The sequence below is a fragment of the Microbulbifer zhoushanensis genome, from assembly GCF_021729055.1.
Classification (GTDB): Bacteria; Pseudomonadota; Gammaproteobacteria; order Pseudomonadales; family Cellvibrionaceae; genus Microbulbifer; species Microbulbifer zhoushanensis.
On sequence record NZ_JAJSAO010000006.1, the window covers coordinates 14,864 to 38,834 of the forward strand.

The following is a 23,971-nucleotide window of genomic DNA, read 5'->3' on the forward strand; positions in this document are numbered from 1 at the left end:
TGGCACTCCAATCGCGGTTGCAGGACATTCTAGGGAAGCCCCGGGAGCATTGCCACAAGGCTTGCCCGCGGGGCAGCGGATCCCTTTTAACTCACCGGCTCCGCGGCGGGCTCATCCACCTCGACCGCAATCTTTGTCTCGCCAATATTGCCCATCACATAACGCAGGGCCCGCTCGAACAACGGCCCATCCTCAAGGGGCTTGAGGTTACCGCTGCGCAGCGCATGGGCCAGCTCCAGGCGCGAGTACACCGCCACCTTCACGCCGCTGCGGTTTACAAACATAAACTGGTCCAGGTCGCGGATGATCGCCGCCAGGCGGCAGCGGGTTGGGTGGCTGTCCCCAGGCTGCAGCATGAACCAGCTGCCCTTCAGGTGGTAGGTCTGGCGCCAGTGCTCATCGGTGTTGGCGATGGCTGGCAGCTCCTGTTGCGGGGGAACCACCGCCTCGCGCGACAGGCGATCCAGCTCTTCCGGGGCCGGCAGGTCCGTCTCGCTGTCCTCCAGCTCAACATTGTCCGCACTGGCAGCGGCTTCAGCCCCAGGGTGCGAGTCCGGCTCACGGTCGGGCAAGGGAGCCTCTTCCCCCCCCGGCTGCACCGCCGGGATTTTCATTACGCTGTCGGCCTCGCGCAGCAGCTCTTGCACCAGGCGTTCGCGGGTACGGCGCTCCCGCTCGGACTCGACCCGGTCGGCCAGGCTCTGGCGCTCTCGGTAGAATGTATCCAGCCCACCCAGGAGACGCTCGAGCTCGGTCCGGTTAATGGACAGGGATTCCGCCCCGTCCTTCAACCTCTGCCGTAGCCCGGGCAGCAATTGCTGCATCTTGAAACTGCTTTCCGGCATCGGGGCGACGGCGCTCCAGACCAGGTCGCGGGCCGTCAGAACACTGCGGCGCCAGCTCTCGCTGTCAGTCCCCTCTTTCAGGCAGGCGCGGAACAACACATTATTCCAAACCCGGTTGAGCCAGATATGGACAATCCTGGGCAGCTGGCGCTCAGCAGTCAGCGCGTCGAATACTGCGGCGACACGCGCCTTGGCCGCCTCGATGCGGGCCTTGCCCTGCACTTCGTCGAGCGTGCGCTTTTCCATGATCCGCGCGCGCACGCGCTCGCGGGAAACAAAGGTATCGAAATCCTGGAGCAATTCCTGGAATACGCCCTCGTCATTCTCGAACTCCTGCAGGACCCGCTCGACAATCTGGCAGACCTCGCGATAGAAGCGGTCCTCGCGGTAATTATCCCGCGCCTGCCAGCCGATCGCCGCATCGGCCAGTGCGTTGAACAGCCGGCGCGCCGGGTGCCCGCCCTTGCTGAAAAAAGTCTTGTCGGCCACAGCCAGCTTGAGCAGGGGCAGCTGCAGGCGGATCAGCTGGACCTTGATCGGCTCCGCGAGGTTGCGGTCTTCCAGCATGAAGGAGAACAGCATGTCCACCATGCGGATGACTTCAGTGTCCAGTTCCTCCAGCGAGGCTTTCTGCTGCGCCTGCACCAGCCGCTGTTCCAGCAGCGTATTGACGTTGAGCACTGTGCCGAGGGAAGAGGCTTCCATCGGTACAGTTACCTGCAGCTCACCGAGATGCTGCAACAGGTCCGGGGTGGCCAGCGAGGCTACACCGGGGGCGGCAGGGACCAGGCCGTAGCCGCCAGCCCCCTGGGCTCCGGGAGCATGGCCGCCACCGACAGGGGCAGCACCAGTCCCATGCGCTCCGGATGCATGGCCGCCGGCGGCGGGGACACCCCCTGGAGAATTGGATTGGTAACCCGGGAAGCCCGGTGATTGCGCCCCGGCGACATCCCCCTGCCCATCGGGAACCGGGCCTGCTGAAGGCTGGGCCGGTGTGCTCCGGCTGCCCGGCGGCGCCACCGGAGTCCGCGAGCCGCGGGACTGCGCGCGCCGCATCAACAAGGGGTCTTTCAGGTCCGGCAGCACACCTTTCTCGACCAGTACCTGGTTACATTTCCCGTAAAGCTCACCCAGTCGCACGGCAAGCAGCTTCTCGAACTTTTTCAGGACGATCAGGCGCGCCCGCAGGTGGATATCCAGGGGCTTCAGGGTCTTGCGCAGGGCGCGACAGATGGCCACAGGGGCCAGCGGCATATTGCCGTCGTAGACTTTCACCGGCAGCAGGGTATCCAGCCGCAGCGACATTTCCGCAATGGGACTGGCGAAATCCCGCCGCGCCGCTGCGATAATGCCCTTGAGGGCCACCTGCTGCTCCAGGTCTTCATCTTCCACCAGCGCCAGCCCGGGCTCAGCCGGCTCTTCCGCCTCCTCCAGCGTACTGTCATCGGCCCCGGCCTCGGGGATCTCGGCGAAGCCCTGCCCCACCAGGTTGACAAAGCGGTCGATCAGGCGATGCCGTTCGAGCCTCAGGCTACGCAGGGCCTGGAAAATACCATCCTGCTCATCCTGGCGGTTCACCTTTTCCGCCGTTTCGAACAGGCTGTCGTCAACCGCCGCGAAAACTTCTTTCATACGCGCGAATAACCAGCTTACGGCGGTGTCCCGTACAGCGCTCACCTCACGGGGAAGCGTGACCGGGCGGGTATTGCTGGGGCCTGGGCGGCCGCGGGAAAAGCTGACTACGCGGGGAAATTCATCAGTGCTCATATAAGCCTCAAATCGTCGTCCTGACTCAGGCAAATTCCGTTTTATCGGCGATTCGGGGGGAATGCCGGCTTGTCTACATTTTGTTCATTCTGGTTATTTCGCACCGGTGAAATTCGCTTGGCCGTAGGTTATCGCATGACGTTTGTGCGAAAATTGCACGGTCAAAACCTGACGAACCTCACACTTTTTATGACTATTGGTGCGCTTTTGAAATATCCGCCACTGGCGTCTTGTTGGCAAGGTCCCGGGGCACACTTTTACGCCAAGTTAGTCGATTTTTTTCTAGGTATAGAATTAAAGTCAGTTTTGACAATCAACTGAAACGCCAACTTAGTACGTTAGCACCGATTAGACAGGGGGAATCAGGGGGTAAAAGGGTATCGGTCCGCCGCCGCCCGGGCGGGCCAGGCTACCGGAGCTGACTGCGGGATTGGGTACAGGGAGTCACCCCGCTACCGGGGAGGTAGCAGCCCCCGCGGATGCCTGGCCTGGCCAATGGGCCTTCAACATCAACCCTGGTCGTCACGCTTGCGCCGGGTACTGCCAATCACTGACTGCAGCGCGCGCTCAAATAACATACCGTCGTCCATGGGCATCAACTGGCTGCGTCGCAGTGCATAGGCCAGCTCCAGGCGCGTGAACTCGGCGACTTTGGCACCGTTGCGGTTGACGAAAATAAACTGGTCGATATCGCGGATCACTGCGGCCAACCGACAGCGAAACTGTTCACTTTCACCGCGCTGCAATTCAAACCAGCTGCCCTGGGACAGGCGGAAGGTCTGCTTCCAGTGGGCGTCATCTTCGGGCAGCGGGGCCATCTCTTCGCCGACCTGCTCCGCTACCGGATCGACAGCCGCGGCAGCCTGCTCGAGTTCCTCGACCTGGGGCAGGACATCACCACCACTTTCCTCCCGGGAATCCCTGACTTCGCTGCCCGCACTGCCCGGGGACTCGCCGGGCCCGGCCGTATCCTCCCGCTGCTCTACCGCTGCCCGCGCAACATCAAACTTCTGTCGGTAGACCTCCTTCAGGTCCGCGAACAGTCGCCGCGCCTCAAACGGGTTGAGGGACACCGCCTGCACGCTGTCGCGCAGGCGGACCTGCAGTGAGGGCAGTAATGCCTGTAACTGCCGGGCATACGCAGGCATCGGCACCTGCACACTCCACACCAGGTCGCGGACGGCGCGCACTTCGTTACTCCAGGCCTCGCTGTCAGGTCCCGAATTTACGCAGGTGAGAAACAATGCGCGGCGCCATACCTTATCCAGCCACTCCCCCACCACCGGTGGTAGTTCGCGGTCGGCGGTGAGGGCTTCCATCACCGCCTCCACCCGCGCCCTGGCGGCCTCTGCCCGGGCACGGCCGCCAGCCTCGTCAACGATACGTTTTTCCAGCACCTGCGCTCGCTTGCGCTGGTTGCGGACAAAACTGCGGAACTGGTCCAGCAATGTCTCGAACAGGCCAATATCCCGATCGAACTCGGCGATCACCCGCTCCACCACAGAACGCATCTCCCGGTACAGCGGGTCTTGCCCCACGTCGGAGGATGGATGCCAACCGGTGGCGGCATCGGCAAGTTCATTCAGCAGCTTGCGTGCCGGGTGCCCGGCTTTACTGAAGAACGTACGGTCGGCAATGGCGACTTTGAGCAACGGTAACTGCAGGCGTCCCAGCAGGGATTTTACCGGCGCAGCCAGATTGCGATCCTCGACAATAAACGAGAACAGCATCTCCATCAGCTTGATAACGTCGGTGTCAGCCTTGGCCAGCGAGGCGGCCTGGTCGGCGTCCTGTAATCGTTGCTGTAGCAATGCCGCCACGTCCAGCGGCTTGAGCTCTGCCCCGGCCTGGCCCGGCACCTGTTCCTGCAGGACGCCCAAATGAGTAAGCAGGTCGGGCACCGGCATTGGCGCGAGACCAGTGCCGGCAGGTACCAGTCCCGGCTGCAGCCCCATGGCGCTGGCGGAGACCATCCCCCCGCCGGCTGCCATATTGCCAGCCCCGGAAGCAGGCCCACCGGTACGGGGTTGTGGCGTCGGCGCCGACTCTTTCTTTACCCTTCGTTGCTGCTGCAGGTCCGGCAGTACGCCCTGCTCCACCAGCAGGCTATTACAGCTCTCGTACAGGGGGCCAAGCCGCTGCATCACTTCCAGTTCGAATTTCTTGAGCAGGGTAAGGCGGGCACGGATATGGATATCCAGTGGCCAGATGGCAGCGACAAAGGCATCACAAAGAGCTGCCGGGCCGATGGGCAGGTTCTTCTCGTAAACCTTGTCCCGGTACAGCGTATCGAGGCGCAGGCACAGCTCGGAAATCAGTGAGGAGTAATCGCGGCCGGCGTTGTTCACCATGGTGTCGACAGCGACCAGCTGTTCCAGCTCGTCGTTCTGCACCAGGGACAGCCCGCTGCGGGAATCGGGTTCGCGTTCCGGCGTAGTGACACTCTTGAGGCTGAAAGTATCGGCAAGGTTCTCGCCGAAACGCCGGGTGATGCTGCGCCGCTCCACCCGTAACAGCCGCAACGCCTGGAACAGGCCATCCTGCTCGGCCTGGCCATGCGCCCTCTCGGCCATTGCGAACAGCGAGTCATCCACGCGCCCGAACAGGCTCTTGAGCTGCTCAAGGAGCAATTCCCGCGCACGTTCATGCAGCGAATCGAGGATCGTCTCGGGGGGCCTGGATTTAGAGTCGCCCGGGCGCGGCTCTCCCGCCGCAGCGCGATTCCGGGCCAGCTCGAGAGAGAGCACCTTGTCCGGTTTTTCCATTGGCACGTCGCTTAACATCCCTGGCTCCCTCGCGGCCTCACGCCGGGGCGTGCGGGCCGGGGACCGGGCCAATCGTCAGTTTTCGGATTCCGGGTTTGTTTCGGGCGATGGCTGCCATAGGCCCAAACCACCGCGCGATGATTTAGCGGCCATTCTAGCGCGCGGCTTTGGGAATAAAACGGTCATTGACCTGCATTTGCGACCCCAGTCACAGTTGACGCCGATTAATTGTCGTACCCGGTAAGGCAGTGACAGGCGCCCCACGGCGACCGATTTTGTTAAACTTGCGCCGTCAAGATTGAGGTTCCGCCTATGCACCCGAAAGATACCGCCATCCCCAACCTCCTGGAGGATTTACAGCAGCTGGTTGCCTTTGCCCTGCGCGAGGACATCGGCGATGGGGATATAACGGCACAACTGATTCCGGCCGACCGGGACGCCCGTGCAAGGGTCATCACCCGCGAGGACTGCATCCTGGCGGGCCGCGCCTGGGTAGAGGAAGTTTTCCGCCAGATCGACCCGGCACTGGACCTGGACTGGCACTTCAATGACGGCGACCGCGTGCCGGCGGAGGCGGTGATCTTCGAATTGCAGGGCAATGCACGTTCTATCCTGACTGGTGAGCGGGCCGCACTGAATTTTCTCCAGACCCTTTCGGGCACCGCGACCACGGCAGCAACCTACGCGAAGCTTGCCGGAAATTCGGGAATCCGGATCCTCGATACCCGCAAGACTATTCCCGGCCTGCGCAGCGCGCAGAAATACGCAGTCCTGTGTGGCGGCTGCCACAATCACCGTATCGGGCTCTACGATGCCTTCCTGATCAAGGAGAACCATATCGCCGCTGCGGGCGGCATAGACCGGGCGGTGAGCCAGGCGCGAGTCATCAAGCCCGGTGCCCTGGTTGAAGTCGAAGTGGAAAACCTGGAGGAGCTGGAACAGGCGCTCGACAGTGGCGCCGACGTGGTGATGCTGGACGAGTTCTCGGATGCGGATACCCGCGCAGCCATCGAGCTTGCCCGTGGCCGGGCGAAGATAGAAATCTCCGGCAGTGTGGACAGCGAGCGCCTGGAAAAGCTCGCCGGGCTGGAGGTCGATTTTATTTCCTCGGGCAGCCTCACCAAGCACCTGAAGGCCGTCGACCTGTCCCTGCGCATCGATATGTAAAGACGATGCACACCGGGGCCGGCCTCGCAGGGCCGGCCCTTACTGCGATACGCTATTTCATCCGGTCGCGGGCGTGGTCGACTGACTTCTTCAATTCATCCCAGGCCTTCTCGACACCCCCTTTCACCTCGTCCCAGGCCGAACCACTCTTGCTTTTCATGTCATCCAGCTTGTGGCGAAGGTCGTCGCGTTTTTTGCGCACATCATCCAGCTGTTCGCGGTACTTGATTTTGGCATCCGCTTCCGCCTTGTCGGCCTTGGCCTCCAGCTCATCAATTTTCGCGTTCCACTCTTTCAGCTGTGCGGCGACCTTTTCCTCGAAAGCGCTTTTATCGTCTTCCTTGCTCATGGCAAACCCCATTTATCCCTGTTGACCAGCACAGTGTAAGACGGCTGCGGAGCGCTGACGCCCCCGGGGAGGAGAATGGCGCCGGAAATTGGCGCTGTCGAGCGCGCGGGAATACCGCCGGCACGGGGTATCTTTCCTACCATTTACCCATACCCGGTCAACTCATGATCAATGTAACTGCGGCCGTTCCCGGACGGGACCAACCCACCTAATCCATCGGAGACTACAAAGTGAGCCAGTGTGAAACCTGCGGCAACGAGTACGACAAAGCCATGAAGATCACGATCGGCAATGAGGATCACACCTTCGACAGCTTCGAGTGCGCCATTCAGGCCCTGGCGCCCCGCTGTGCCCAGTGCAGCTGTCGTATTCTCGGCCATGGTATGGAGGCAGGAGGGGATTTCTTCTGTTGCGCCCACTGCGCCGCGCGCGCGGGGCACGACGAAATTGTCGACCGGGCCTGAGAATCAGCTGGCGGGCACAGTACAGTCAGCGCGGCCGGGTGCTATTGAGACGACTCAGTGATGATGGTGGTGTCCGCCACCATCCTCCTTGGAAGGGGCCGGGGATTCCATATTGGCGTGGGCGCCGTGCCCTCCGTGGGGCAGGCCACCCCAGATGGTCCAGACGCCAAACAGCAGGATCAGGCCGGCAAATACCAGGCGCACCGACGGCCGCTGCACCAGCCCCCGCACCCGTGCCGCCGCCGCACCACTCGCCACCACCGCCGGCACTGTACCCAGCCCGAAGGCAAACATTGCCAATGCCGCGCGCAGGGCACTGCCCTGGGCCAGGGCAAATGTGAGCGCGCTGTAGACCAGCCCGCAGGGCAACCAGCCCCACAGGGATCCCAGGGCCATTGCCTGGGGCGTGGAGCGCACCGGCAGCAGGCGTGCGGACAGCGGCTGGACATGGCGCCAAAGGCGCGCACCACCCTTTTCCAGCCACACAAGCCCGCGCCACCAGCCGGCCACGTACAGCGCCATGGCAATCAGCATTATCCCCGCGAACACCCGCAGCGGTCCCAGTGCAGGCAGCACCACTGCGCCCAGTGCCCCTGCCAGCGCCCCCATCAGCGCATAACTGGCCAGGCGACCTGCCGAGTAGCCCAGCAGCCGGCTCCAGGCTGGCTGGCCACCGGGTACGGCCATCCCCAGCGCACCGGAAATACCGCCACACATGCCAATGCAGTGGCTGCTACCCAGGAAACCGATTGCCAGGGCCGCCGCCAGGAACCCCCATTCTCCCGTCAACGTCCGGACTCCTTATCGCTTTCCGGCTGCCTGTCGGGCTCTGCGGGCACCCGGTTCGGGTCGAGCGGGTCGTCGTCATCAAACAGGATGCGTCGCCCCTCGGTCTCCAGGTCGTCGTACTGGCCATTGTTGACCGCCCAGAAATACAGTTTTACCGCGACAGTCACGAATACGATGGCGATGGGAATCAGGTAGTACAGGCTGTCCATTGGTTTACCTCGCGCTGTCCATCACAGCTTCAGGCCCAACCCGGGCGCCCACCGCCGGGGGTTGCCACCCGGACAGGCGCAGCGCGTTGAGCACCACAATCAGCGAGCTGGCCGACATGCCCAGGGCCGCCACCCAGGGCGGCACCAGGCCACAGACGGCCAGCGGCAATGCCAGGGCATTGTAACCCAGCGCCCATGCCAGGTTCTGGCGCACAATGCGCCGGCATTGGAGTGCCAGCTCCAGTGCCTGTGGCAGCACCTGCAGGTCGCCCCGCAGCAGGATGGCATCGGCACGGGACTGGGCCAGGTCGGCGGCGGACATCAGCGCCACCGAGGCATCCGCGCCGGAGAGTACTGGCACATCATTGAGCCCGTCCCCAACCATGAGTACGCGCTCGCCGGCGCGTTGCAATTCATGCACCCGCTCCAGCTTGTCCTCGGGGGCAGCACCCGCACGGTGCTCATCGATACCTGCCGCACCGGCCACGCGGGCCACCTCTGCCGACTGGTCGCCACTCAGTAACTCCACATCCAGGCCCCGGCTTCCCAGTGCCGCCACAGCCGGCGCAGCCGAGGCGCGCAGGCGATCGCCGATGGCGATCCAGGCGATGGCGCCAGTGTTATCCCCAAGCAACAACCACTGGCCCTCTCTCCCCGGCGGTTCCTCACCCCGTCCGGCAAAATCGGCGCGCCCCAGGCGCAGCCGCTGGCCGCCCACAATGCCCTCCAGGCCGCGCCCGGTGTGAACCTGTACACCAGAGGCCACAGCGTTGCCCCGCCAGGCACGAAATGCCCGGGCCAGCGGGTGATTACTGTGGGATTCCAGTGCCGCCGCCACATCCCGCACCCGCTGCGCATCCCAGTCGTCGCGCCGGCATTGGATATCCAGCACGCGGGGCTCCCCGCGGGTCAGGGTACCGGTCTTGTCGAAGACCACCCGGCTGATGCGCGGCAGCGTCTCCAGCAGCCCGCCGCCCGCTACCAGCAGTCCCAGCTGCTGCAACCGCAGAGTCGCCGCGGCCAGCGCCGCCGGCGTGGCCAGGGACAGCGCACAGGGACAGGTCACCACCAGTACCGACAGGGCAATCCAGAATGCCCGCTCCGGTTCCACCTGCCACCAGAACAGGAAGGCGCCGCCGGCTGCCAGCAACACTGCTGCCACGAACCAGCCCGCAACCCGGTCTGCCAACGCCACCTGGTGCGGCTTTTCCAGCTGGGCCCGCTCCACCAGTCGCTCGATCGCCGACAGGCGCGTCGACTCCCCGGCGGCAGTGACCCGCACCACCAGTGAGGAGTCGCCATTCACACTGCCGGCGTATACGCGGCTGCCGGCCTGTTTCGCCTGTAACGCGGACTCGCCGCTGAGCAGGGATTCATCCACGCCGCTGCAGCCCTCCAGCACCTCTCCGTCAGCCGGGATGGTATCGCCCGGGCGCAGCAGGATGCGGTCATCCGGGTGCAGCGCGGTAACTGGAACCTGGATCTCGGTATCACCATCGAGCCGGGTGGCGGTAATCGGCAGTAGCTGCGCCAGGCCACCGCTGGCGAGCCCGGCACGGTGGCGCGCACGCATCTCGATCGTGCGCCCCAGCAGCAGGAAGAAGGTAAACATCGAGATGGACTCGAAGTACACCTCTCCCGTATTGAATACGGTGGCATAAAGGCTGGAGACGTAGGCGAGGCCGATAGCCAGGGACACCGGTACGTCCATGCTCAGGTGGCGGTTGCGCAGGCTGCGCCAGGCGCCACGGAAAAAAGGTTGTGCGGCAAACAGGACCACCGGGGTCGCCACCAGCAGTGACACCCAGCGGAAATACCGTTCCATCTCCGCCTCGATCCCGGAGCTGCCACCGAAATAGAGGGCGATGGCGAACATCATCACCTGCATGGTGCCCAGCCCCGCAACGCCCAGGCGCCGCAGGGCGGTGCGGCGTTCACGCAGGAGTAACTGCTCACTGCCGGCAGCGGTGGCCGGTGCCGGCCGGTAGCCGATATCCGCCAGTGCCGCAAAAAGCGATGAGGGAGTCACCTGGCCAGGGTCGAAAACCAGCTGCGCGCGATGGGTACTGGCATTGACCGACACCTTCTCCACGCCGGGAATGGCACCCAGGTGCTGTTCGATCAACCACACGCAGGCCGCACAAGTGATTCCACCCACCAGCAGGCTGGCCACCCGGCGGCCGTCCTCCCAGTCGCGTACAAACTCACGCTGTACTTCGGGCAGGTCATAGGCGGACCAGCGATCTGCCGGGGGCGCGGTTTCGGGGCGCTCACTGCTGGCATCGCGGTAGCGATAGAAATTATCCAGTCCCCCGGCGGCGATGGCGCCGGCCACGGCCTCACAGCCGGGGCAGCACATGGGCTGTTCGCTGCCGTTGATCACCACCGAGTGACGGCTGCCGGCGGGCACCGGCAGGCCGCAATGGAAGCAGGATCGGGCGGTCATCAGCGGGCGGGAGTCAGGGGGGCGGCATCCCCGAGGTCAAAATTGATCTCCCCCTTCAGGCGCCACTCCGCCTGCAGGTGCTGGCCGGGATCGGTTTCGGGCATCAGGCGCAGGTACCAGCGGTGTTTCAGCGGCTCTGGCAGGCTGGCGCGGTAGCGCCCCGGCGAGACAGCCTCCAGTAGGATGTGGCGGTCCATATCCGCTTCCACCGGATGGCTCAGGGTAAGCAGCAACTGTTCCGGATACTCCAGGTCACCGTTCAGCTCCAGAGTCACCAGCTGATCGCCACTGGCAAATTTCACCAGGCCGGCCAGGCCCAGCGCTTGCGCGCGGCGATCCTGCTCCTCGCTGAAGTGATACATGCGGCTGTCTTTGTAGTAGGTATCGCTGACAGTGTCGTCAGCGAACCGCACCGCAATGGAAACGAAAACAGTGGAGGCAATCACCACCAGGATCAGGGGCGCCAGGACCATCCACGCCCACGGCTCGCGATACCAGGGACGGGGAGAGGATTTCGGGGAATGTTCAGTCACGTTCACGCTCATGTTGAATCAGGAAATACTGCCGGTCTTCCCGACCTGGGCCCGCAATATCAGGGTTTACTGCTTGGGGCCGATAAAGACAGTGCGGTGCCGGTCAACCAGTTCCGGCTTGTCCACCGCCTGCACGATAATCGAGATACTGTGCTTGGTTTCGGTGAGCTGCTCCTTGGGGACGCTCACGCGGATAGGCACCGAATAGATCTCGCCTTCCTGCAGGTAAATCTCCCGCGGCATCCGCAGGGAGTAATCGTACCCTTCCTCGCCCTCGACGCGAATGGTGAATTCGTGACCGGCGCGGTCCATGTTGTTGATTTTGACCGTATAGACATTCTGGATATCGCCGCGGTATTCACGGTACATCCGGGCACCGCGATCGCGCAGGACTTCCGCCTCGATCGGGCTGCGGGTCACCACCTGCTGGGTAAAGAGGCCGATCATGGCCAGCAGGACAAAGGCATAGCCGAACAGCCGCGGGCGGAAGTAATTGGTCTTGCCGGTCTCCAGCTCATCCTCGGAAGTGAAGCGGATCAGCCCCCTGGGATAGCCCATCTTGTCCATCACGCTGTTGCAGGCATCCACACACAGGCCGCAGTTGATGCACTCGTACTGCATGCCATCGCGGATATCGATATCCACCGGGCAGACCTGGACACACCAGTAGCAGTCAATGCAGTCGCCCATACCCTCGGCCTTGTAGTCGACGCCCTTCTTGCGCGGGCCACGGACCTCGCCGCGGTCGGCATCGTAGTACACCGCCAGGGTGTCCTTGTCGTACATCACCGACTGGAAACGGGCATAGGGGCACATGTATTTGCACACCTGCTCGCGCATAAAACCGGCATTGAAATAGGTAGCCAGGGTAAAGAAGGCGGTCCAGAACACGCCCTGTGGATGGGCACTGAAATTGGCCAGGTCCACAACCAGGTCGCGGATACCGTAGAAATACCCCACAAATGCCAGCGCCGTGGCAAACGAGATCAACAGCCAGATAAGGTGGGTCCCGCCCTTGCGCAGCACCTTCTCCACCCCCCAGGGAGCGGCATCCAGTTTCATCCGCTTGCTGCGGTCGCCCTGGCAGATCCGCTCGCCCCACATGAACATCATGGTCCAGACCGTCTGCGGGCAGGTGAAACCGCACCACACCCGGCCGAGCCAGGTTGTGACCGCAAACAATGCAAACGCGGCAATGATCAGCAGCCAGGCCAGCAGGAAGCCGTCCTGGGGACCGAATGTGCTCCAGAGAATATGGAACTTTCGCTCTGGCAGGTCAAAGTGGACCGCCTGGCGCCCCTCGATGTTCAGCCACGGGATAAAGAAGAACGCGGCCAGCAACGGCAGGCCGGTATATTTGCGCACGCGGGTAAAGAAACCGCGGATATGGCGGGTGTAAACTTTGTCTTCGGACTCGTAGAGCATGCGATAGCGGACTTCGCCATCACCTTCCTGCTCTTCCCTGGTCGGTATCAGATCGCTCACGGAACCTCACTTATACCCGGATGCCTGGGTGGACTGGCACTCTGGTCTGGTAACAAACGATGAGGCTTTTCTTTTTCGTCCCTGTGGCGCCCGAGTCCTGAATATGCCCCGCGCGGAGGCGGGGCTGGATTATGGTTACTTGGTAGTTATTGCGCCGCTTCCTGCTGGCGTGACAGGCTGTAGACATAGGCCGCCACCAGGCGGATCTTGTCTTCGCGCAGCTTGTCTTTCTGGGCGGGCATCTGGTTGCTGCGGCCACCCCGGACAGTGTGCTGGATCTGCTCGCGGCTGCTGCCGTAGAGCCAGATATTGTCGGTCAGGTTGGGAGCGCCCAGGGCCTGGTTGCCCTTGCCGTCCATACCGTGACAGGCCATGCAGACGGTGCCGAACACCTGCTTGCCAGCCGCTGCCATTTCGGCGTTGTGCTCGAGACCATTCATGGACAGAACATACTCGGTCACATTCTTGACGCCCTCTTCGCCGATGATCGGGCCCTGCGGCGGCATCATGCCCTGGCGCCCCTTGTACAGGGTCTCCAGGATTTTCTCGGGCGTACCGCCATACAGCCAGGCTTCGTCAGTCAGGTTGGGGAAACCGTAGTTACCGCCACCGTCCGCGCCATGGCAGACCGCGCAGTTGTTGGCAAAAATACGGGCGCCCATTTTCAGCGCCTCGCGGTTGTCGGCGATCTGCTCGATGGGCATTTCAGCGTACTTGCCGAAGGTCTCGTCAAACCGCTCGAGGGCTTTTTCCTGGCTGTTTTCCAGTTCGCCCACGGAAGTCCAGCCGCTTACGCCCTTGAAGTTACCCATGCCCGGGTAAACCACCAGGTACAGGGCAGAGAACACCAGGGTGCCCACAAACATCAGGAACCACCAGCGCGGCAGCGGGTTATCGTACTCCTCGATGCCGTCATAGACGTGGCCGGTAGTCTGGTTACCCGGCTCCTGCTGGTCATCCACCGCCACCTTGCGGTTGGCAAACAGTACCCAGATCACCAGTGCCAGGTTGGCGAGCGTGAGCACAATTACCCAAATACTCCAGAAAGTACTCATTTTTCGTCCTGCCCCTTGTTCTTGTCTGCGGGTGCTGAACCGGCATCGCCCCGGTTCACAGCCGCCGAATTCTCTTCAGTGTCTTTATCGTCTGCCGCCTCAGCCGAGCGCTGCGACAGCTCTTCGTCAGCAAACGGTAGCTTGGCATCCTCCTCGAAGCGCTTGCGACGCTTCGGGGAGAAGGCCCACCAGCACACTGCCAGGAAGGCCACCGCGCCCAGTACAACAGCAATCTGACGCAAAATATCCATAGCAATTACCGCCCTTCCGTTAGCGCTTCTGCTGTACCAGCACCCCGAGTTGCTGCAGGTAAGCCACAAGGGCATCGATTTCCTTCACGCGACCGCCAACAAACGGCTCGCTTGCCTTGGCGATGTCCTCATCGGTGTAGGGCACGCCCACGGCGCGCATGGCACGCATCTTGGCAGCGGTCTGGTCACCGGTGACGACATTGTCGAACAGCCAGGGGAAGGCCGGCATATTGGACTCGGGCACCACGTTGCGCGGGTTGTACAGGTGCGCGCGGTGCCATTCGTCGGAATAACGGCCGCCCACGCGCGCCAGGTCCGGCCCGGTGCGCTTGGAGCCCCACAGGAACGGGTGCTCGTAGACGTACTCCTGTGACATGGAGTAGTGGCCGTAACGCTCAACCTCGGCGCGCAGCGGCCGCACCATCTGGGTGTGGCAGACGTGGCAGCCCTCACGGATATAGATGTCGCGCCCTTCCAGCACTACCGGGCTCCAGGGCTCCAGGCCCTCGATCGGCTCGTTGTTGGCCTTGATAAAGAACTGCGGGACGATCTCAACAAGCGCGCCGAAACTGATGGCGACACAAATGAGGACCACCATCAGACCGATATTTTTTTCTACGATGTCATGGTTTTTCACGATCTGGCCTCCTTATGCTGTCTGCGCGTGCGGCACGATGTTGTCTTCACGGGCGGCGTTCTCTTTGTCCGTCACCGTGCGGAACACGTTGTAGGCCATCAGCAGCATGCCAAGCAGGAAGAAGCCACCACCGATAAAGCGCACCACATAGCCCGGGTAGCTGGCGATCACGCTCTCGACAAAGCTGTAGGTCAGGGTGCCGTCGGCATTGAAGGCGCGCCACATCAGGCCCTGGGTGATGCCGTTTACCCACATGGCGGCGATGTACAGCACGGTGCCCACAGTGGCCAGCCAGAAGTGCGCGTTGATCAGCTTCACGCTGTACATCTGCTTGCGCCCGAACAGCACCGGCACCAGGTGGTACAGGGCACCGATGGAGATCATGGCAACCCAGCCCAGGGCGCCGGAATGTACGTGGCCCACGGTCCAGTCGGTATTGTGGGACAGGGCATTCACGGTCTTGATGGACATCATGGGGCCTTCGAAGGTGGACATGCCGTAGAAGGACAGGGATACCACCAGGAAGCGCAGGGTCGGGTCAGTGCGCAATTTATGCCAGGCACCGGACAGGGTCATGATGCCGTTGATCATGCCGCCCCAGGAGGGCGCCAGCAGGATCACGGACATGATCATCGCCAGGCTCTGGGTCCAGTCAGGCAGCGCCGAGTAATGCAGGTGGTGACCACCGGCCCAGACGTAAATGGAGATCAGTGCCCAGAAGTGCACGATGGACAGCTGGTAGGAATATACCGGGCGGCCCGCCTGCTTGGGCACGAAGTAATACATGATGCCGAGGAAAGCCGCGGTCAGGAAGAAGCCCACCGCGTTATGGCCGTACCACCACTGGATCATCGCGTCGGTCGTGCCGGAGAACATCGAATAAGCCATGAACGGCGCATAGGGAATCGCCAGGTTATTGATGATGTGCAGCACGGCGATTGTGATGATGTAGGCGCCGAAGAACCAGTTGGCCACGTAGATGTGCGAGGTGCGGCGCTTGGCGATGGTGCCGAAGAATACCAGCGCGTAGGCGACCCAGATCAATGCAATGAGGATGTCCAGCGGCCACTGCAGCTCGGCATACTCCTTCGCGGAAGTCAGCCCCATCGGCAGGGTAATCGCAGCCCCGACGATCACAACCTGCCAGCCCCAGAAGGTAAACGGCACCAGCCAGCCACCCCACAGCGGGGTCTGGCAGGTGCGCTGTACCACGTAATAGGAGGTTGCGAACAATACACTGCCGCCGAAGGCGAAGATCACCGCGTTGGTGTGCAGGGGACGCAGGCGCCCGAAGTGGGTGAACGGCTGGAACAGGTCGTTCAGCGCCGGCCATGCCAGCTGGGCAGCAATGAGCACACCCACCCCCATTCCAACGATACCCCAGACCACCGACATGATGGTGAACTGGCGCACGATCTTGTAGTCATAGGCTGGCACCGGGCCAGTCCTTACCACGCTTGTCGTCATTGTGTTACTTCCATTGCTTTATTGAATTAAATTCCAATAAACGAGCGCAGGCCCGCCCCTCGGTTACTCGGCTCCATCCCTACACGATAGACAGAGCCCGCCAGCAGGCGACGATTTAAACGCATCATTCGCCCGCCAAACTTGATTTAGATCAAGTCGCGCCCCTTGCCCGCGGCAATCCGCAACCGCAGGGCATTGAGTTTGATGAAGCCTTCGGCATCTTTCTGGTCGTAGGCCCCGGCGTCATCCTCGAAAGTGGCAATGCGCTCATCGAACAGGCTGTCGGCAGAGCGCCGGCCCACGGCGGACACACTGCCCTTGTACAGTTTCAGGCGCACTTCGCCATTCACCACCGCCTGCGACTCGTCGATAGCCGCCTGCAGCATGCGCCGTTCCGGGGACCACCAGTAGCCGTTGTAGATCAGCTTGGCATAGCGCGGCATCAGCTCGTCTTTCATATGCGCCACCTCCCGGTCCAGGGTGATGGACTCAATGGCGCGGTGCGCCTTGAGCAGGATGGTGCCGCCGGGAGTCTCGTAGCAGCCGCGGGATTTCATGCCCACATAGCGGTTCTCAACGATGTCCAGCCGGCCGATGCCGTTGGCGCCGCCCAGCTTGTTCAGGCGCTCGAGCATGGTCGCCGGGCTCAGGCGCTCGCCGTCGATCGCGACCGGGTCGCCGTTCTCGAACTCCAGGGTGATGTAAGTCGGGATATCCGGCGCCGCTTCCGGGCTGACACTCCAGCGCCACATGTCCTCTTCCGCCTCGGCCCACGGGTCCTCGAGGATGCCGCCCTCGTAAGAGATATGCAGCAGGTTGGCGTCCATGGAGTAAGGGGACTTTTTCTTCTTGCCGGAAAAATCCACGGGAATATTGTGCTGCTCGCAATACTGCATCAGCTTGTCGCGGGAATTGAGGTCCCACTCGCGCCACGGGGCAATCACCTGGATGCCGGGCTTGAGTGCGTAGGCGCCGAGCTCGAAGCGAACCTGGTCGTTGCCCTTGCCGGTGGCGCCGTGGGAGATGGCATCGGCGCCGGTCTCATTGGCGATCTCGATCAGGCGCTTGGCAATCAGCGGGCGGGCGATGGAGGTACCCAGTAGGTACTCACCCTCATAGATAGTGTTGGCGCGAAACATGGGGAAGACGAAATCCCGCACATACTCCTCGCGCAGGTCGTCGATATAGATTTCCTTGACGCCCAGCGCCTCAGCCTTGGCCCGCGCCGGCTCGACCTCTTCCCCCTGGCCGATATCGGCAGTGAAGGTCACCACCTCGCAATCGTAGGTCTCCTGCAGCCATCGAACGATTACCGATGTATCCAGTCCGCCGGAATATGCCAGTACAACCTTATCGATCTTGCTCATTGCGTTCCTCAGCCAGGAGTGATGCCAGCACCATAAACAGGCCCGCAGGGCAGCAATCCGCGCCGCGAAAACGTGTTGATGGTGTGTTTCTGGGGGGAGTTGTTATTAGAAGTGCGCCCAGGTACGACGGTCCCGCCGCCGTATTCGGGGCGCGATTGTAGCGCCTCAGGCCGCGATCGACTAGCACCTATGCTGATCTCACTGCATTAAGATACAACACTGATTATTTTTTAAGCAGGCGGCGCCGTCGCAATTTCCCGGCGGTTCGGTTAGCATCGGCGCCCCAACAGCCCTGAGACAGATATCCCGCGGTACAGCCCCATGGAAAAACTCACTCTTCGCGCCCCCGATGACTGGCATATCCACCTGCGCGATGGCGACGCCCTGGAGCGCACTGTCGGCGACGCCGCGCGCCAGTTCCGCCGCGCCATCGTGATGCCCAACCTGGTGCCGCCGGTGGTCGATGCCGAGGACGCCCTCTTCTACCAGCTCCGTATCCGCGAGCAGATACCGGCAGGCAACCCGTTCGAGCCGCTGATGGTGATCTACCTCACCGACAAGACCGATGCGGAAGTCATCCAGCTGGCGCACAAGGCGGGCGTGGTTGCCGCCAAGCTGTACCCGGCCGGGGCAACCACCAACTCGGACTCCGGCGTGACCGATATCACCAATATCTACCCGGCGCTGGAAGCCATGCAGGAATGCGGTATGAAGCTGCTGCTGCACGGCGAGGTCACCACCAGTGATATCGATATCTTCGACCGCGAGCAGGTCTTTATCGAGAAGATCCTCTCCCGGGTAGTGGAGGACTTCCCCGCCCTGCGCATCGTGCTGGAACATATCACCACGGCCAATGCGGCGGAGTTCGTGGGCAAGGCGCGCGACGGTGTCGCCGCCACCATCACCGCCCATCACCTGTTGTATAACCGCAATCATATGCTGGTGGGCGGCATCCGTCCCCACTACTATTGCCTGCCAATCCTCAAGCGCGGCTACCACCAGTCCGCGCTGATCGAGGCGGCCACCAGCGGCAACCCGAAGTTTTTCCTCGGCACCGACTCCGCCCCCCACGCCCAGGACAAGAAAGAGACTGCCTGTGGCTGTGCCGGTTGCTACACCGCTTTCAGCGCCATCGAGCTCTACGCCGAGGTATTCGAGCGGGCCGGGAAGCTCGACCGGCTCGAGGCCTTTGCCAGCGAGTTCGGCCCCGACTTCTACGGCCTGCCGCGCAACCAGGACACCATCACGCTGGTCCGCGAACCCTGGCAGCTGCCGGCGAGCCTGGCGATGGGCAGTGAGCAGCTGATCCCATTGGCCGCGGGCGAGACCCTGAACTGGCGGCTGGCGTAATCGCCCGGCCACCGGAAAGGCATCCGTACCGTCACAACAATATATGAAGGCCCGGGTGCCGGGGGGCCAATTGTGAGACGATTGCCGGTGAGGCCGTCGAGCAAACGGCCACCGACACCCGGGCCAGCCCAGAAAACCAAGTAATAGCGATTAAGGAGTCCCAGTGACCCCCGCCGAAGAACCCACCGGACCAAAAAGCCTGCTGGCCCAGCGATTCCGCGGATTCCTGCCCGTTGTGGTGGATCTGGAAAGCGGTGGATTCAACAACAGTACCGATGCCCTGCTGGAGATCTCGGCAGTCATCCTGGACATGGATGAGGATGGTCACCTGTTCGCCGAAGAGACCCACAGCTTCCACCTGGAGCCCTTCGAGGGCGCCAATGTCGAGCAGTCGGCGCTGGACTTTATCGGTATCGACCTGGAATCCCCGGACCGGGATGCCTGGCCCGAGGAGATCGCCCTCCCCGAGCTGTTCCGCAAGATCCGCAAGGCGATCAAGAAACACAGCTGTACCCGCGCAGTGATGGTGGCGCACAACGCCCACTTCGACCTGGGCTTCCTTAACGCAGCGGTGGACCGCTGCGGTATCAAGCGCAACCCTTTCCACCCCTTCTCCTGTTTCGACACCGCCACCCTGGCCGGGCTTGCCTATGGCCAGACCGTGCTGGCCAAGGCCTGCCAGGTGGCAAAGATCGAGTTCGACAACAGTAGCGCCCACTCTGCCGAGTACGACGCCGAGAAAACCGCCGAACTGTTCTGCGGTATCGTCAACAAGTGGCGCGAACTGGGCGGCTGGCCGCTGCCCGATAGAGCGGCTGGCGAACCGGAGGAAGACTGATCGCGACTGCCCCCGCCCCTGTCCGCAGCCGGCGGGGGCACTCAGGGCCCCGCCTGACACTTCTTTTCGTTTCTAAACACCGCCACTCCCCCGCCCCGCATAGACTGCCCCGCTCAAGTACAAGCCAGATAGGGCAACGGGGAAGTCACCATGCGATCACTTATTCCGCTGATAGTTACCACCGCAATTCTGGGCGCAACGGGCTGCACCACCAGTTCCACTGCAAACGACCGCGCAATGCGGGAGTTCTTCAACACCCAAATCAGTGACAACGGCTCCAAGCAGTTCGAGTACACCATGCATATAAAGCCCCCGGAACGCCGGGATCGGGGCAAGGGGAAAGGCATGGGTGGCGGCAACCGGGCCGGCATGCAGGCGCGCGCTGGGGAAATCAGGGAAAAGTACGAAGAGCAGATGAACCTGACACTGCAGGAGGGCGCGCGGGCGAAACTGGCCGAGACCGGCTACTGCCCCGAGGGTTATATGGAACTGGAGCGGACCGTAACCCGGGGACGCCTGTCCCTGCGCGGGGAATGCCGGGACGGGGCCCCCGCTGAAGGCCGGGAGCAGCTCCCCAACCCGGCTGTCCCCGACCCCGGCGGCCTGCCCGAATTTGAAGCCGCCGACTGATCTTCCCGCGGCCGCAGCCTTCCGCCCCGGCGCCCCTCCGGCCTACAACCAAAGTCCCATTCCCCCCGCGACTGGACCGACCTAGTCTGGCCGGTGCACAACTCCAACAATAACGGTGAATGCGATGATGACCCCCAATCCCCGGCGCGGCACAGGCCGCGCGCTGGCGCTCGCCGCTGCGCTCTGCGCACCGGCAGCCGCGTCAGCCGGCAGCTGGCAGGAAGATGCAGCTGTCGGTGGTTTCAACAATGTCCATATCTATACCCCGGACAGCCGCTCCAGCATCGGTGATGGCAAGGCGCTGCTGATCGTGTTGCACGGCTGCGTACAGCCGATCGACAATTACCTGACCGCCAACCTCGAGGAAGCGGCCGAGGAGTTCGGCATGGTTGTAGCGGTGCCGGATGCCATGAACAAGGCGGGCTACAGCTGCTGGTCCTACTGGGAAGGTACGAAATCCCGCGGCGCCGGTGACTACAGCAACCTGATCCAGCTCGCCAACACCCTGTCTGGCGACACCGGCCGGGACATCGACCCCGACCAGGTCTATATCGCCGGCCTCTCCTCCGGCGCCAGCTTTGCCAATACCACCGCCTGCCTGGCGCCGGATGTGTTTGCCGGCGTCGGCGTCAGCGCCGGTCCCAGTATCGGCACCAGCTCCAATGGCGCGCTGGGTCCCTGCGAATCCGCCGACGTGACCAGCCGCTGCCGCACCTATGCCGGCAGCTATGCCAGCCACTTCGAAACCCAGGTGGCCTCCGTTGCCCACGGTACCGAGGACACCACTGTCAACGCCTGCTACAACGAGCAGAACGCCAGCGGCATGGCCGGCGTCTACGGCGTGGCCCAGCTGCCGGGCACCAATTCCGTGACCGAAGGTAGCCGCACCGCAGACGAGACCCTGTGGCAGGACGGGCGCGTCTCCATGCTGTGGCTGGACGGGGTGGATCACTCCTGGTCCGGTGGCGAGGGCGCCAGTGGCAGTTACATCAGTGGTGCCGGTATCAATTATGCCCGCTACCTGGGCCAGTTCTTTCTCGATAACAACCAGCGGGCCGACCGCAACCAGCCGCCGGTGGTCAGCGAGGTGGATATCTCCACCAGTGGCGACCAGGTCCTGGTCAGCGGCAACGCCAGTGACACCGACGGCATGGTAAGCGAAGTCACTGCCTCCTTCTCCACGGACTCCACCACCAGCAGTACCAGTGGCGGGGTCGATAGCAACGGTTTTTTTAGCCTGGCCAGCGCCGCGCTGACGGACGGCCTTTACCTGGTCTCCGTTACCGCCACCGACGACAGCGGCGCTGGCAGTGAACCCTATGAGGAAACCGTGCGCGTTGGCCCCGAGCCCCCGTCCGCCCCGCCCGTACTGAGCGGACTGGCGGCGGAAGTCGCCGGCCAGTGCGTCACTGTCTCGGGACAGGTGGTGGATGACAACCTGGACCTGGACACCGTGGTGGTGGCTTACTCCACCGGCGACAGCCCGGCCGCCATCACCGGCACCAGCTTCAGTGCCGAGCGCTGTGACCTGCCTGGAGGGGATGGCAGCGCTACTGTGACCGCCACCGATCTCGCCGGCCAGAGCAGCAGCGCGACAGTCAGCTTTACCGTGGATGTCGGTGTTACCGCGGACCTGGATGCCCATATCGCCGCCGGGCGCCTCGACTACACCGGCTACTCCACCTGCTACCTGGAATACAGCACGGCCCCCTTCCGGCTCGACGAGTATCCGGCAAGCGGCGGGCAATGCCAGTGGCGGGACGACGACGCCAGCTGTGTCGGCCCGCAGGTGGCCTGCTCCGGCAGCGAGACTGGTGGTGGCGGTGGGGACGATAGCGGCGACGGGCCGGACCCTTCTGCCTGCGTGGAGGAAAGCACCTATAACTACTACCACAAGACTGCGGGCCGCGCGTACAGCAGCGGGAATTACTTCTCCCCGGACTACTACGCCAATGGCACCGACGAGCCGATGCCCGGCTCCACCTGGGGCCTGAATACCCTGTCCAGTAGTGATGGCACCAGCTGGTCAGTGGGTGGCTGCCCCGGCGGCTGACCTGACCCACAAGCCAGAAAAAGCCCCGCTCAAAAGCCCGGTATTCAGCCGGGCTTTTTTATGTTGCCAATGGAAAACATCGGGGCAGGAAATGCTGCGATCTGCGCGCAACGGAGTGGCATTTGGCGAAAAGGTGATTTTTTGTGCAAACTGCTGTAGAATAGCCCGCTCACGCAGAAACCGGATAATGATTGTGGCCAAGAAATCGACTTCTGCTGCCAAGCGCAAGCAGCCAAACGCCCTTGAAACCAGCGAGAGTATCGAAGCACAGGTACAGGCCTTTCTCGCTTCCGGCGGAGAAATCCAGCAGGTCCCCAAGGGGGTAAGCGGGCAGACCAACACCTCCGGCCCCAAGCACATTACCCTGGGCAACAAGAAGCCCCGCGCCTGATTCCATCCCGCCAGGATCCCCACACAGGGATCCATTGCAGATCCTGTTGAGAAGCTTGCACGGGCGGCCGCCGGCCGCCCCGCTACAGGACCTGGTGCCTCAGGGCATTTCCTCCAGCTCAGCCCCCTCCTTCACCGGCGGCATCATGTCTTCCTTGGTGATACCCAGCGCCATCAGGATATTCGCCGACACGTAGATGGACGAGTAGGTACCCACCAGCACCCCGACCACCAGCGCCAGGGAGAAGTTGTGGATCAGCTCACCACCGAAGAACTGCAGGGCAAACAGCACCAGCAGGGTCGTCAATGATGTCATCAAGGTACGGCCCAGGGTCTGGCTCAGGGAGATGTTGATAATCTCCTCGGAATCGGCCTTGCGCACCTTGCGGAAGTTCTCGCGGATCCGGTCTGCCACCACGATGGTGTCGTTCAGCGAGTAACCGATCACCGCCAGCACCGCAGCCAGCACCGTCAGGTCGAAATCGAGCTGCAACAGCGCGAAGAAGCCCAGCACCAACACCACGTCATGGATCAGGGCTGCCACGGCACCGATCGAGAACTTGTACTGGAAGCGCAGGGCTACATAGCCCATCACCACCGCCAGTGCGAACAGCATACCCAGGCCGCCGTCGTCACGAAGCTCTTCACCGATCTGCGGCCCCACCACTTCCACGCGGCGCAGGTCAACATCACCCTCGGTATTCTGGCGCAATACGGTTACCACCTTGTCGCCAATGGACTGGGTGGCCTCCTCGTCACGGGCACTGGTCTGCACCTGCTTTTCGGTCACTTCCGGCGGCAGCTTGATCAGCAGCTCGTTGTCGGAGCCGAAACGGACCACCGTGGCGCCTTCATAGCCGGCATCGGCCAGCTGGCCGCGCACATCCTCGATCTGCGGGGCAATCTCGTAACCAACCTCCACCTGGGTACCACCGGTGAAGTCCAGGCCAAACTTGAGGCCGTTCATCGCCAGGGCGGCAATGGAGGCGACTATTGCCACGATCGACAGCGCCGCGGCCAGCTTGCGCCAGCGCATGAATTCAAACACGCGCTTGCCCATATACTCGGTAATCTTGCCTTCTTTTACTTTTGTCTCGCTCATGGTCGCCTCGTC

Annotated in this window: 21 protein-coding genes; 7 read left to right on the forward strand and 14 right to left on the reverse strand. The window is 62.7% G+C overall.

The window, feature by feature from the left end:
* Positions 1–86 precede the first annotated feature (86 nt).
* Together LVD10_RS13155 and LVD10_RS13160 are read right to left on the reverse strand one after the other, a co-directional pair.
* Positions 87–2,612: a DUF1631 domain-containing protein gene (locus tag LVD10_RS13155; protein ID WP_255774724.1), complete on the reverse strand. Its 2,526-nt coding sequence runs from the start codon at positions 2,610–2,612 to the stop codon at positions 87–89.
* A gap of 509 nt (positions 2,613–3,121) precedes the next feature.
* A complete protein-coding gene (locus tag LVD10_RS13160) occupies positions 3,122–5,395 on the reverse strand; it encodes a DUF1631 domain-containing protein (protein WP_233005866.1) in 2,274 nt (757 codons plus the stop codon).
* Positions 5,396–5,689: 294 nt separating this feature from the next.
* Here LVD10_RS13160 and nadC point away from each other — a divergent pair, with 294 nt between their 5' ends.
* A complete protein-coding gene (nadC, locus tag LVD10_RS13165) occupies positions 5,690–6,544 on the forward strand; it encodes a carboxylating nicotinate-nucleotide diphosphorylase (RefSeq protein ID WP_233005867.1) in 855 nt (284 codons plus the stop codon).
* Between the two features lie 52 nt (positions 6,545–6,596).
* Here the strand turns inward: nadC and LVD10_RS13170 are convergent, their stop codons facing one another.
* Entirely contained in the window at positions 6,597–6,893 is a 297-nt protein-coding gene (locus tag LVD10_RS13170; RefSeq protein ID WP_233005868.1) for a sll1863 family stress response protein, read from the reverse strand.
* A 230-nt stretch (positions 6,894–7,123) separates the two neighbouring features.
* Between LVD10_RS13170 and LVD10_RS13175 the strand changes: the two genes are divergently transcribed.
* Entirely contained in the window at positions 7,124–7,357 is a 234-nt protein-coding gene (locus LVD10_RS13175) for a metallothionein (protein ID WP_233005869.1), read from the forward strand.
* Between the two features lie 54 nt (positions 7,358–7,411).
* Here LVD10_RS13175 and LVD10_RS13180 read toward each other — a convergent pair whose 3' ends face one another.
* From LVD10_RS13180 to LVD10_RS13225, 10 genes are all read right to left on the reverse strand, one after another.
* A complete protein-coding gene (locus LVD10_RS13180; RefSeq protein ID WP_233005870.1) occupies positions 7,412–8,146 on the reverse strand; it encodes a sulfite exporter TauE/SafE family protein in 735 nt (244 codons plus the stop codon).
* Entirely contained in the window at positions 8,143–8,355 is a 213-nt protein-coding gene (gene ccoS, locus LVD10_RS13185; protein ID WP_233005871.1) for a cbb3-type cytochrome oxidase assembly protein CcoS, read from the reverse strand. The genes LVD10_RS13180 and ccoS overlap by 4 nt, the downstream gene beginning before the upstream one ends.
* A gap of 4 nt (positions 8,356–8,359) precedes the next feature.
* Positions 8,360–10,801, reverse strand: a complete 2,442-nt coding sequence (locus tag LVD10_RS13190) for a heavy metal translocating P-type ATPase (RefSeq protein ID WP_233005872.1) — start codon at positions 10,799–10,801, stop codon at positions 8,360–8,362.
* Positions 10,801–11,334 carry a FixH family protein gene (locus LVD10_RS13195; protein WP_233005873.1) on the reverse strand — a complete coding sequence of 178 codons (534 nt, stop codon included), beginning with the start codon at positions 11,332–11,334 and terminating at the stop codon, positions 10,801–10,803. Before LVD10_RS13195 ends, LVD10_RS13190 begins: the two co-directional genes overlap by 1 nt.
* A gap of 66 nt (positions 11,335–11,400) precedes the next feature.
* Positions 11,401–12,819, reverse strand: coding sequence for a cytochrome c oxidase accessory protein CcoG (ccoG, locus tag LVD10_RS13200; RefSeq protein ID WP_233005874.1), 1,419 nt, complete (start codon positions 12,817–12,819; stop codon positions 11,401–11,403).
* Positions 12,820–12,965: 146 nt separating this feature from the next.
* Positions 12,966–13,874 carry a cytochrome-c oxidase, cbb3-type subunit III gene (ccoP, locus tag LVD10_RS13205; RefSeq protein WP_233005875.1) on the reverse strand — a complete coding sequence of 303 codons (909 nt, stop codon included), beginning with the start codon at positions 13,872–13,874 and terminating at the stop codon, positions 12,966–12,968.
* On the reverse strand, positions 13,871–14,125 hold the full coding sequence (locus LVD10_RS13210) for a cbb3-type cytochrome oxidase subunit 3 (RefSeq protein ID WP_233005876.1): 255 nt from the start codon (positions 14,123–14,125) through the stop codon (positions 13,871–13,873). Before LVD10_RS13210 ends, ccoP begins: the two co-directional genes overlap by 4 nt.
* A gap of 19 nt (positions 14,126–14,144) precedes the next feature.
* Complete coding sequence (gene ccoO, locus LVD10_RS13215; protein WP_233005877.1) at positions 14,145–14,762, reverse strand: cytochrome-c oxidase, cbb3-type subunit II; 618 nt, start codon at positions 14,760–14,762, stop codon at positions 14,145–14,147.
* Between the two features lie 12 nt (positions 14,763–14,774).
* Entirely contained in the window at positions 14,775–16,229 is a 1,455-nt protein-coding gene (gene ccoN, locus LVD10_RS13220; RefSeq protein WP_233005878.1) for a cytochrome-c oxidase, cbb3-type subunit I, read from the reverse strand.
* A gap of 146 nt (positions 16,230–16,375) precedes the next feature.
* Positions 16,376–17,596 (reverse strand): argininosuccinate synthase, encoded by a 1,221-nt coding sequence (locus LVD10_RS13225; RefSeq protein WP_233005879.1) that lies wholly within the window; start codon positions 17,594–17,596, stop codon positions 16,376–16,378.
* Between the two features lie 321 nt (positions 17,597–17,917).
* Here LVD10_RS13225 and pyrC point away from each other — a divergent pair, with 321 nt between their 5' ends.
* From pyrC to LVD10_RS13250, 5 genes are all read left to right on the forward strand, one after another.
* Positions 17,918–18,946 carry a dihydroorotase gene (gene pyrC, locus LVD10_RS13230; protein WP_237063945.1) on the forward strand — a complete coding sequence of 343 codons (1,029 nt, stop codon included), beginning with the start codon at positions 17,918–17,920 and terminating at the stop codon, positions 18,944–18,946.
* Positions 18,947–19,109: 163 nt separating this feature from the next.
* Positions 19,110–19,784, forward strand: a complete 675-nt coding sequence (gene rnt / locus LVD10_RS13235) for a ribonuclease T (protein WP_233005881.1) — start codon at positions 19,110–19,112, stop codon at positions 19,782–19,784.
* A 150-nt stretch (positions 19,785–19,934) separates the two neighbouring features.
* Entirely contained in the window at positions 19,935–20,414 is a 480-nt protein-coding gene (locus LVD10_RS13240) for a hypothetical protein (RefSeq protein ID WP_237063946.1), read from the forward strand.
* Positions 20,415–20,538: 124 nt separating this feature from the next.
* Positions 20,539–22,467 carry an extracellular catalytic domain type 1 short-chain-length polyhydroxyalkanoate depolymerase gene (locus tag LVD10_RS13245; protein ID WP_233005883.1) on the forward strand — a complete coding sequence of 643 codons (1,929 nt, stop codon included), beginning with the start codon at positions 20,539–20,541 and terminating at the stop codon, positions 22,465–22,467.
* A 187-nt stretch (positions 22,468–22,654) separates the two neighbouring features.
* Positions 22,655–22,858 carry a PFL_1563 family small protein gene (locus LVD10_RS13250; protein WP_233005884.1) on the forward strand — a complete coding sequence of 68 codons (204 nt, stop codon included), beginning with the start codon at positions 22,655–22,657 and terminating at the stop codon, positions 22,856–22,858.
* A gap of 99 nt (positions 22,859–22,957) precedes the next feature.
* Here the strand turns inward: LVD10_RS13250 and secF are convergent, their stop codons facing one another.
* Positions 22,958–23,959 carry a protein translocase subunit SecF gene (gene secF / locus LVD10_RS13255; protein ID WP_233005885.1) on the reverse strand — a complete coding sequence of 334 codons (1,002 nt, stop codon included), beginning with the start codon at positions 23,957–23,959 and terminating at the stop codon, positions 22,958–22,960.
* Positions 23,960–23,971 lie beyond the last annotated feature (12 nt).

What these genes read in the sequence shown, in the direction of transcription:
- LVD10_RS13170 (WP_233005868.1), bottom strand. Translation starts at nt 6,893, where the DNA reads ATGAGCAAGGAAGACGATAAAAGCGCTTTCGAGGAAAAGGTCGCCGCA.
- LVD10_RS13160 (WP_233005866.1), bottom strand. Translation starts at nt 5,395, where the DNA reads ATGTTAAGCGACGTGCCAATGGAAAAACCGGACAAGGTGCTCTCTCTC.
- LVD10_RS13245 (WP_233005883.1), top strand. Translation starts at nt 20,539, where the DNA reads ATGATGACCCCCAATCCCCGGCGCGGCACAGGCCGCGCGCTGGCGCTC.
- pyrC (WP_237063945.1), top strand. Translation starts at nt 17,918, where the DNA reads ATGGAAAAACTCACTCTTCGCGCCCCCGATGACTGGCATATCCACCTG.
- LVD10_RS13250 (WP_233005884.1), top strand. Translation starts at nt 22,655, where the DNA reads ATGATTGTGGCCAAGAAATCGACTTCTGCTGCCAAGCGCAAGCAGCCA.
- LVD10_RS13225 (WP_233005879.1), bottom strand. Translation starts at nt 17,596, where the DNA reads ATGAGCAAGATCGATAAGGTTGTACTGGCATATTCCGGCGGACTGGAT.
- ccoN (WP_233005878.1), bottom strand. Translation starts at nt 16,229, where the DNA reads ATGACGACAAGCGTGGTAAGGACTGGCCCGGTGCCAGCCTATGACTAC.
- ccoS (WP_233005871.1), bottom strand. Translation starts at nt 8,355, where the DNA reads ATGGACAGCCTGTACTACCTGATTCCCATCGCCATCGTATTCGTGACT.
- ccoP (WP_233005875.1), bottom strand. Translation starts at nt 13,874, where the DNA reads ATGAGTACTTTCTGGAGTATTTGGGTAATTGTGCTCACGCTCGCCAAC.
- nadC (WP_233005867.1), top strand. Translation starts at nt 5,690, where the DNA reads ATGCACCCGAAAGATACCGCCATCCCCAACCTCCTGGAGGATTTACAG.
- LVD10_RS13155 (WP_255774724.1), bottom strand. Translation starts at nt 2,612, where the DNA reads ATGAGCACTGATGAATTTCCCCGCGTAGTCAGCTTTTCCCGCGGCCGC.
- secF (WP_233005885.1), bottom strand. Translation starts at nt 23,959, where the DNA reads ATGAGCGAGACAAAAGTAAAAGAAGGCAAGATTACCGAGTATATGGGC.
- LVD10_RS13190 (WP_233005872.1), bottom strand. Translation starts at nt 10,801, where the DNA reads ATGACCGCCCGATCCTGCTTCCATTGCGGCCTGCCGGTGCCCGCCGGC.
- LVD10_RS13210 (WP_233005876.1), bottom strand. Translation starts at nt 14,125, where the DNA reads ATGGATATTTTGCGTCAGATTGCTGTTGTACTGGGCGCGGTGGCCTTC.
- LVD10_RS13240 (WP_237063946.1), top strand. Translation starts at nt 19,935, where the DNA reads ATGCGATCACTTATTCCGCTGATAGTTACCACCGCAATTCTGGGCGCA.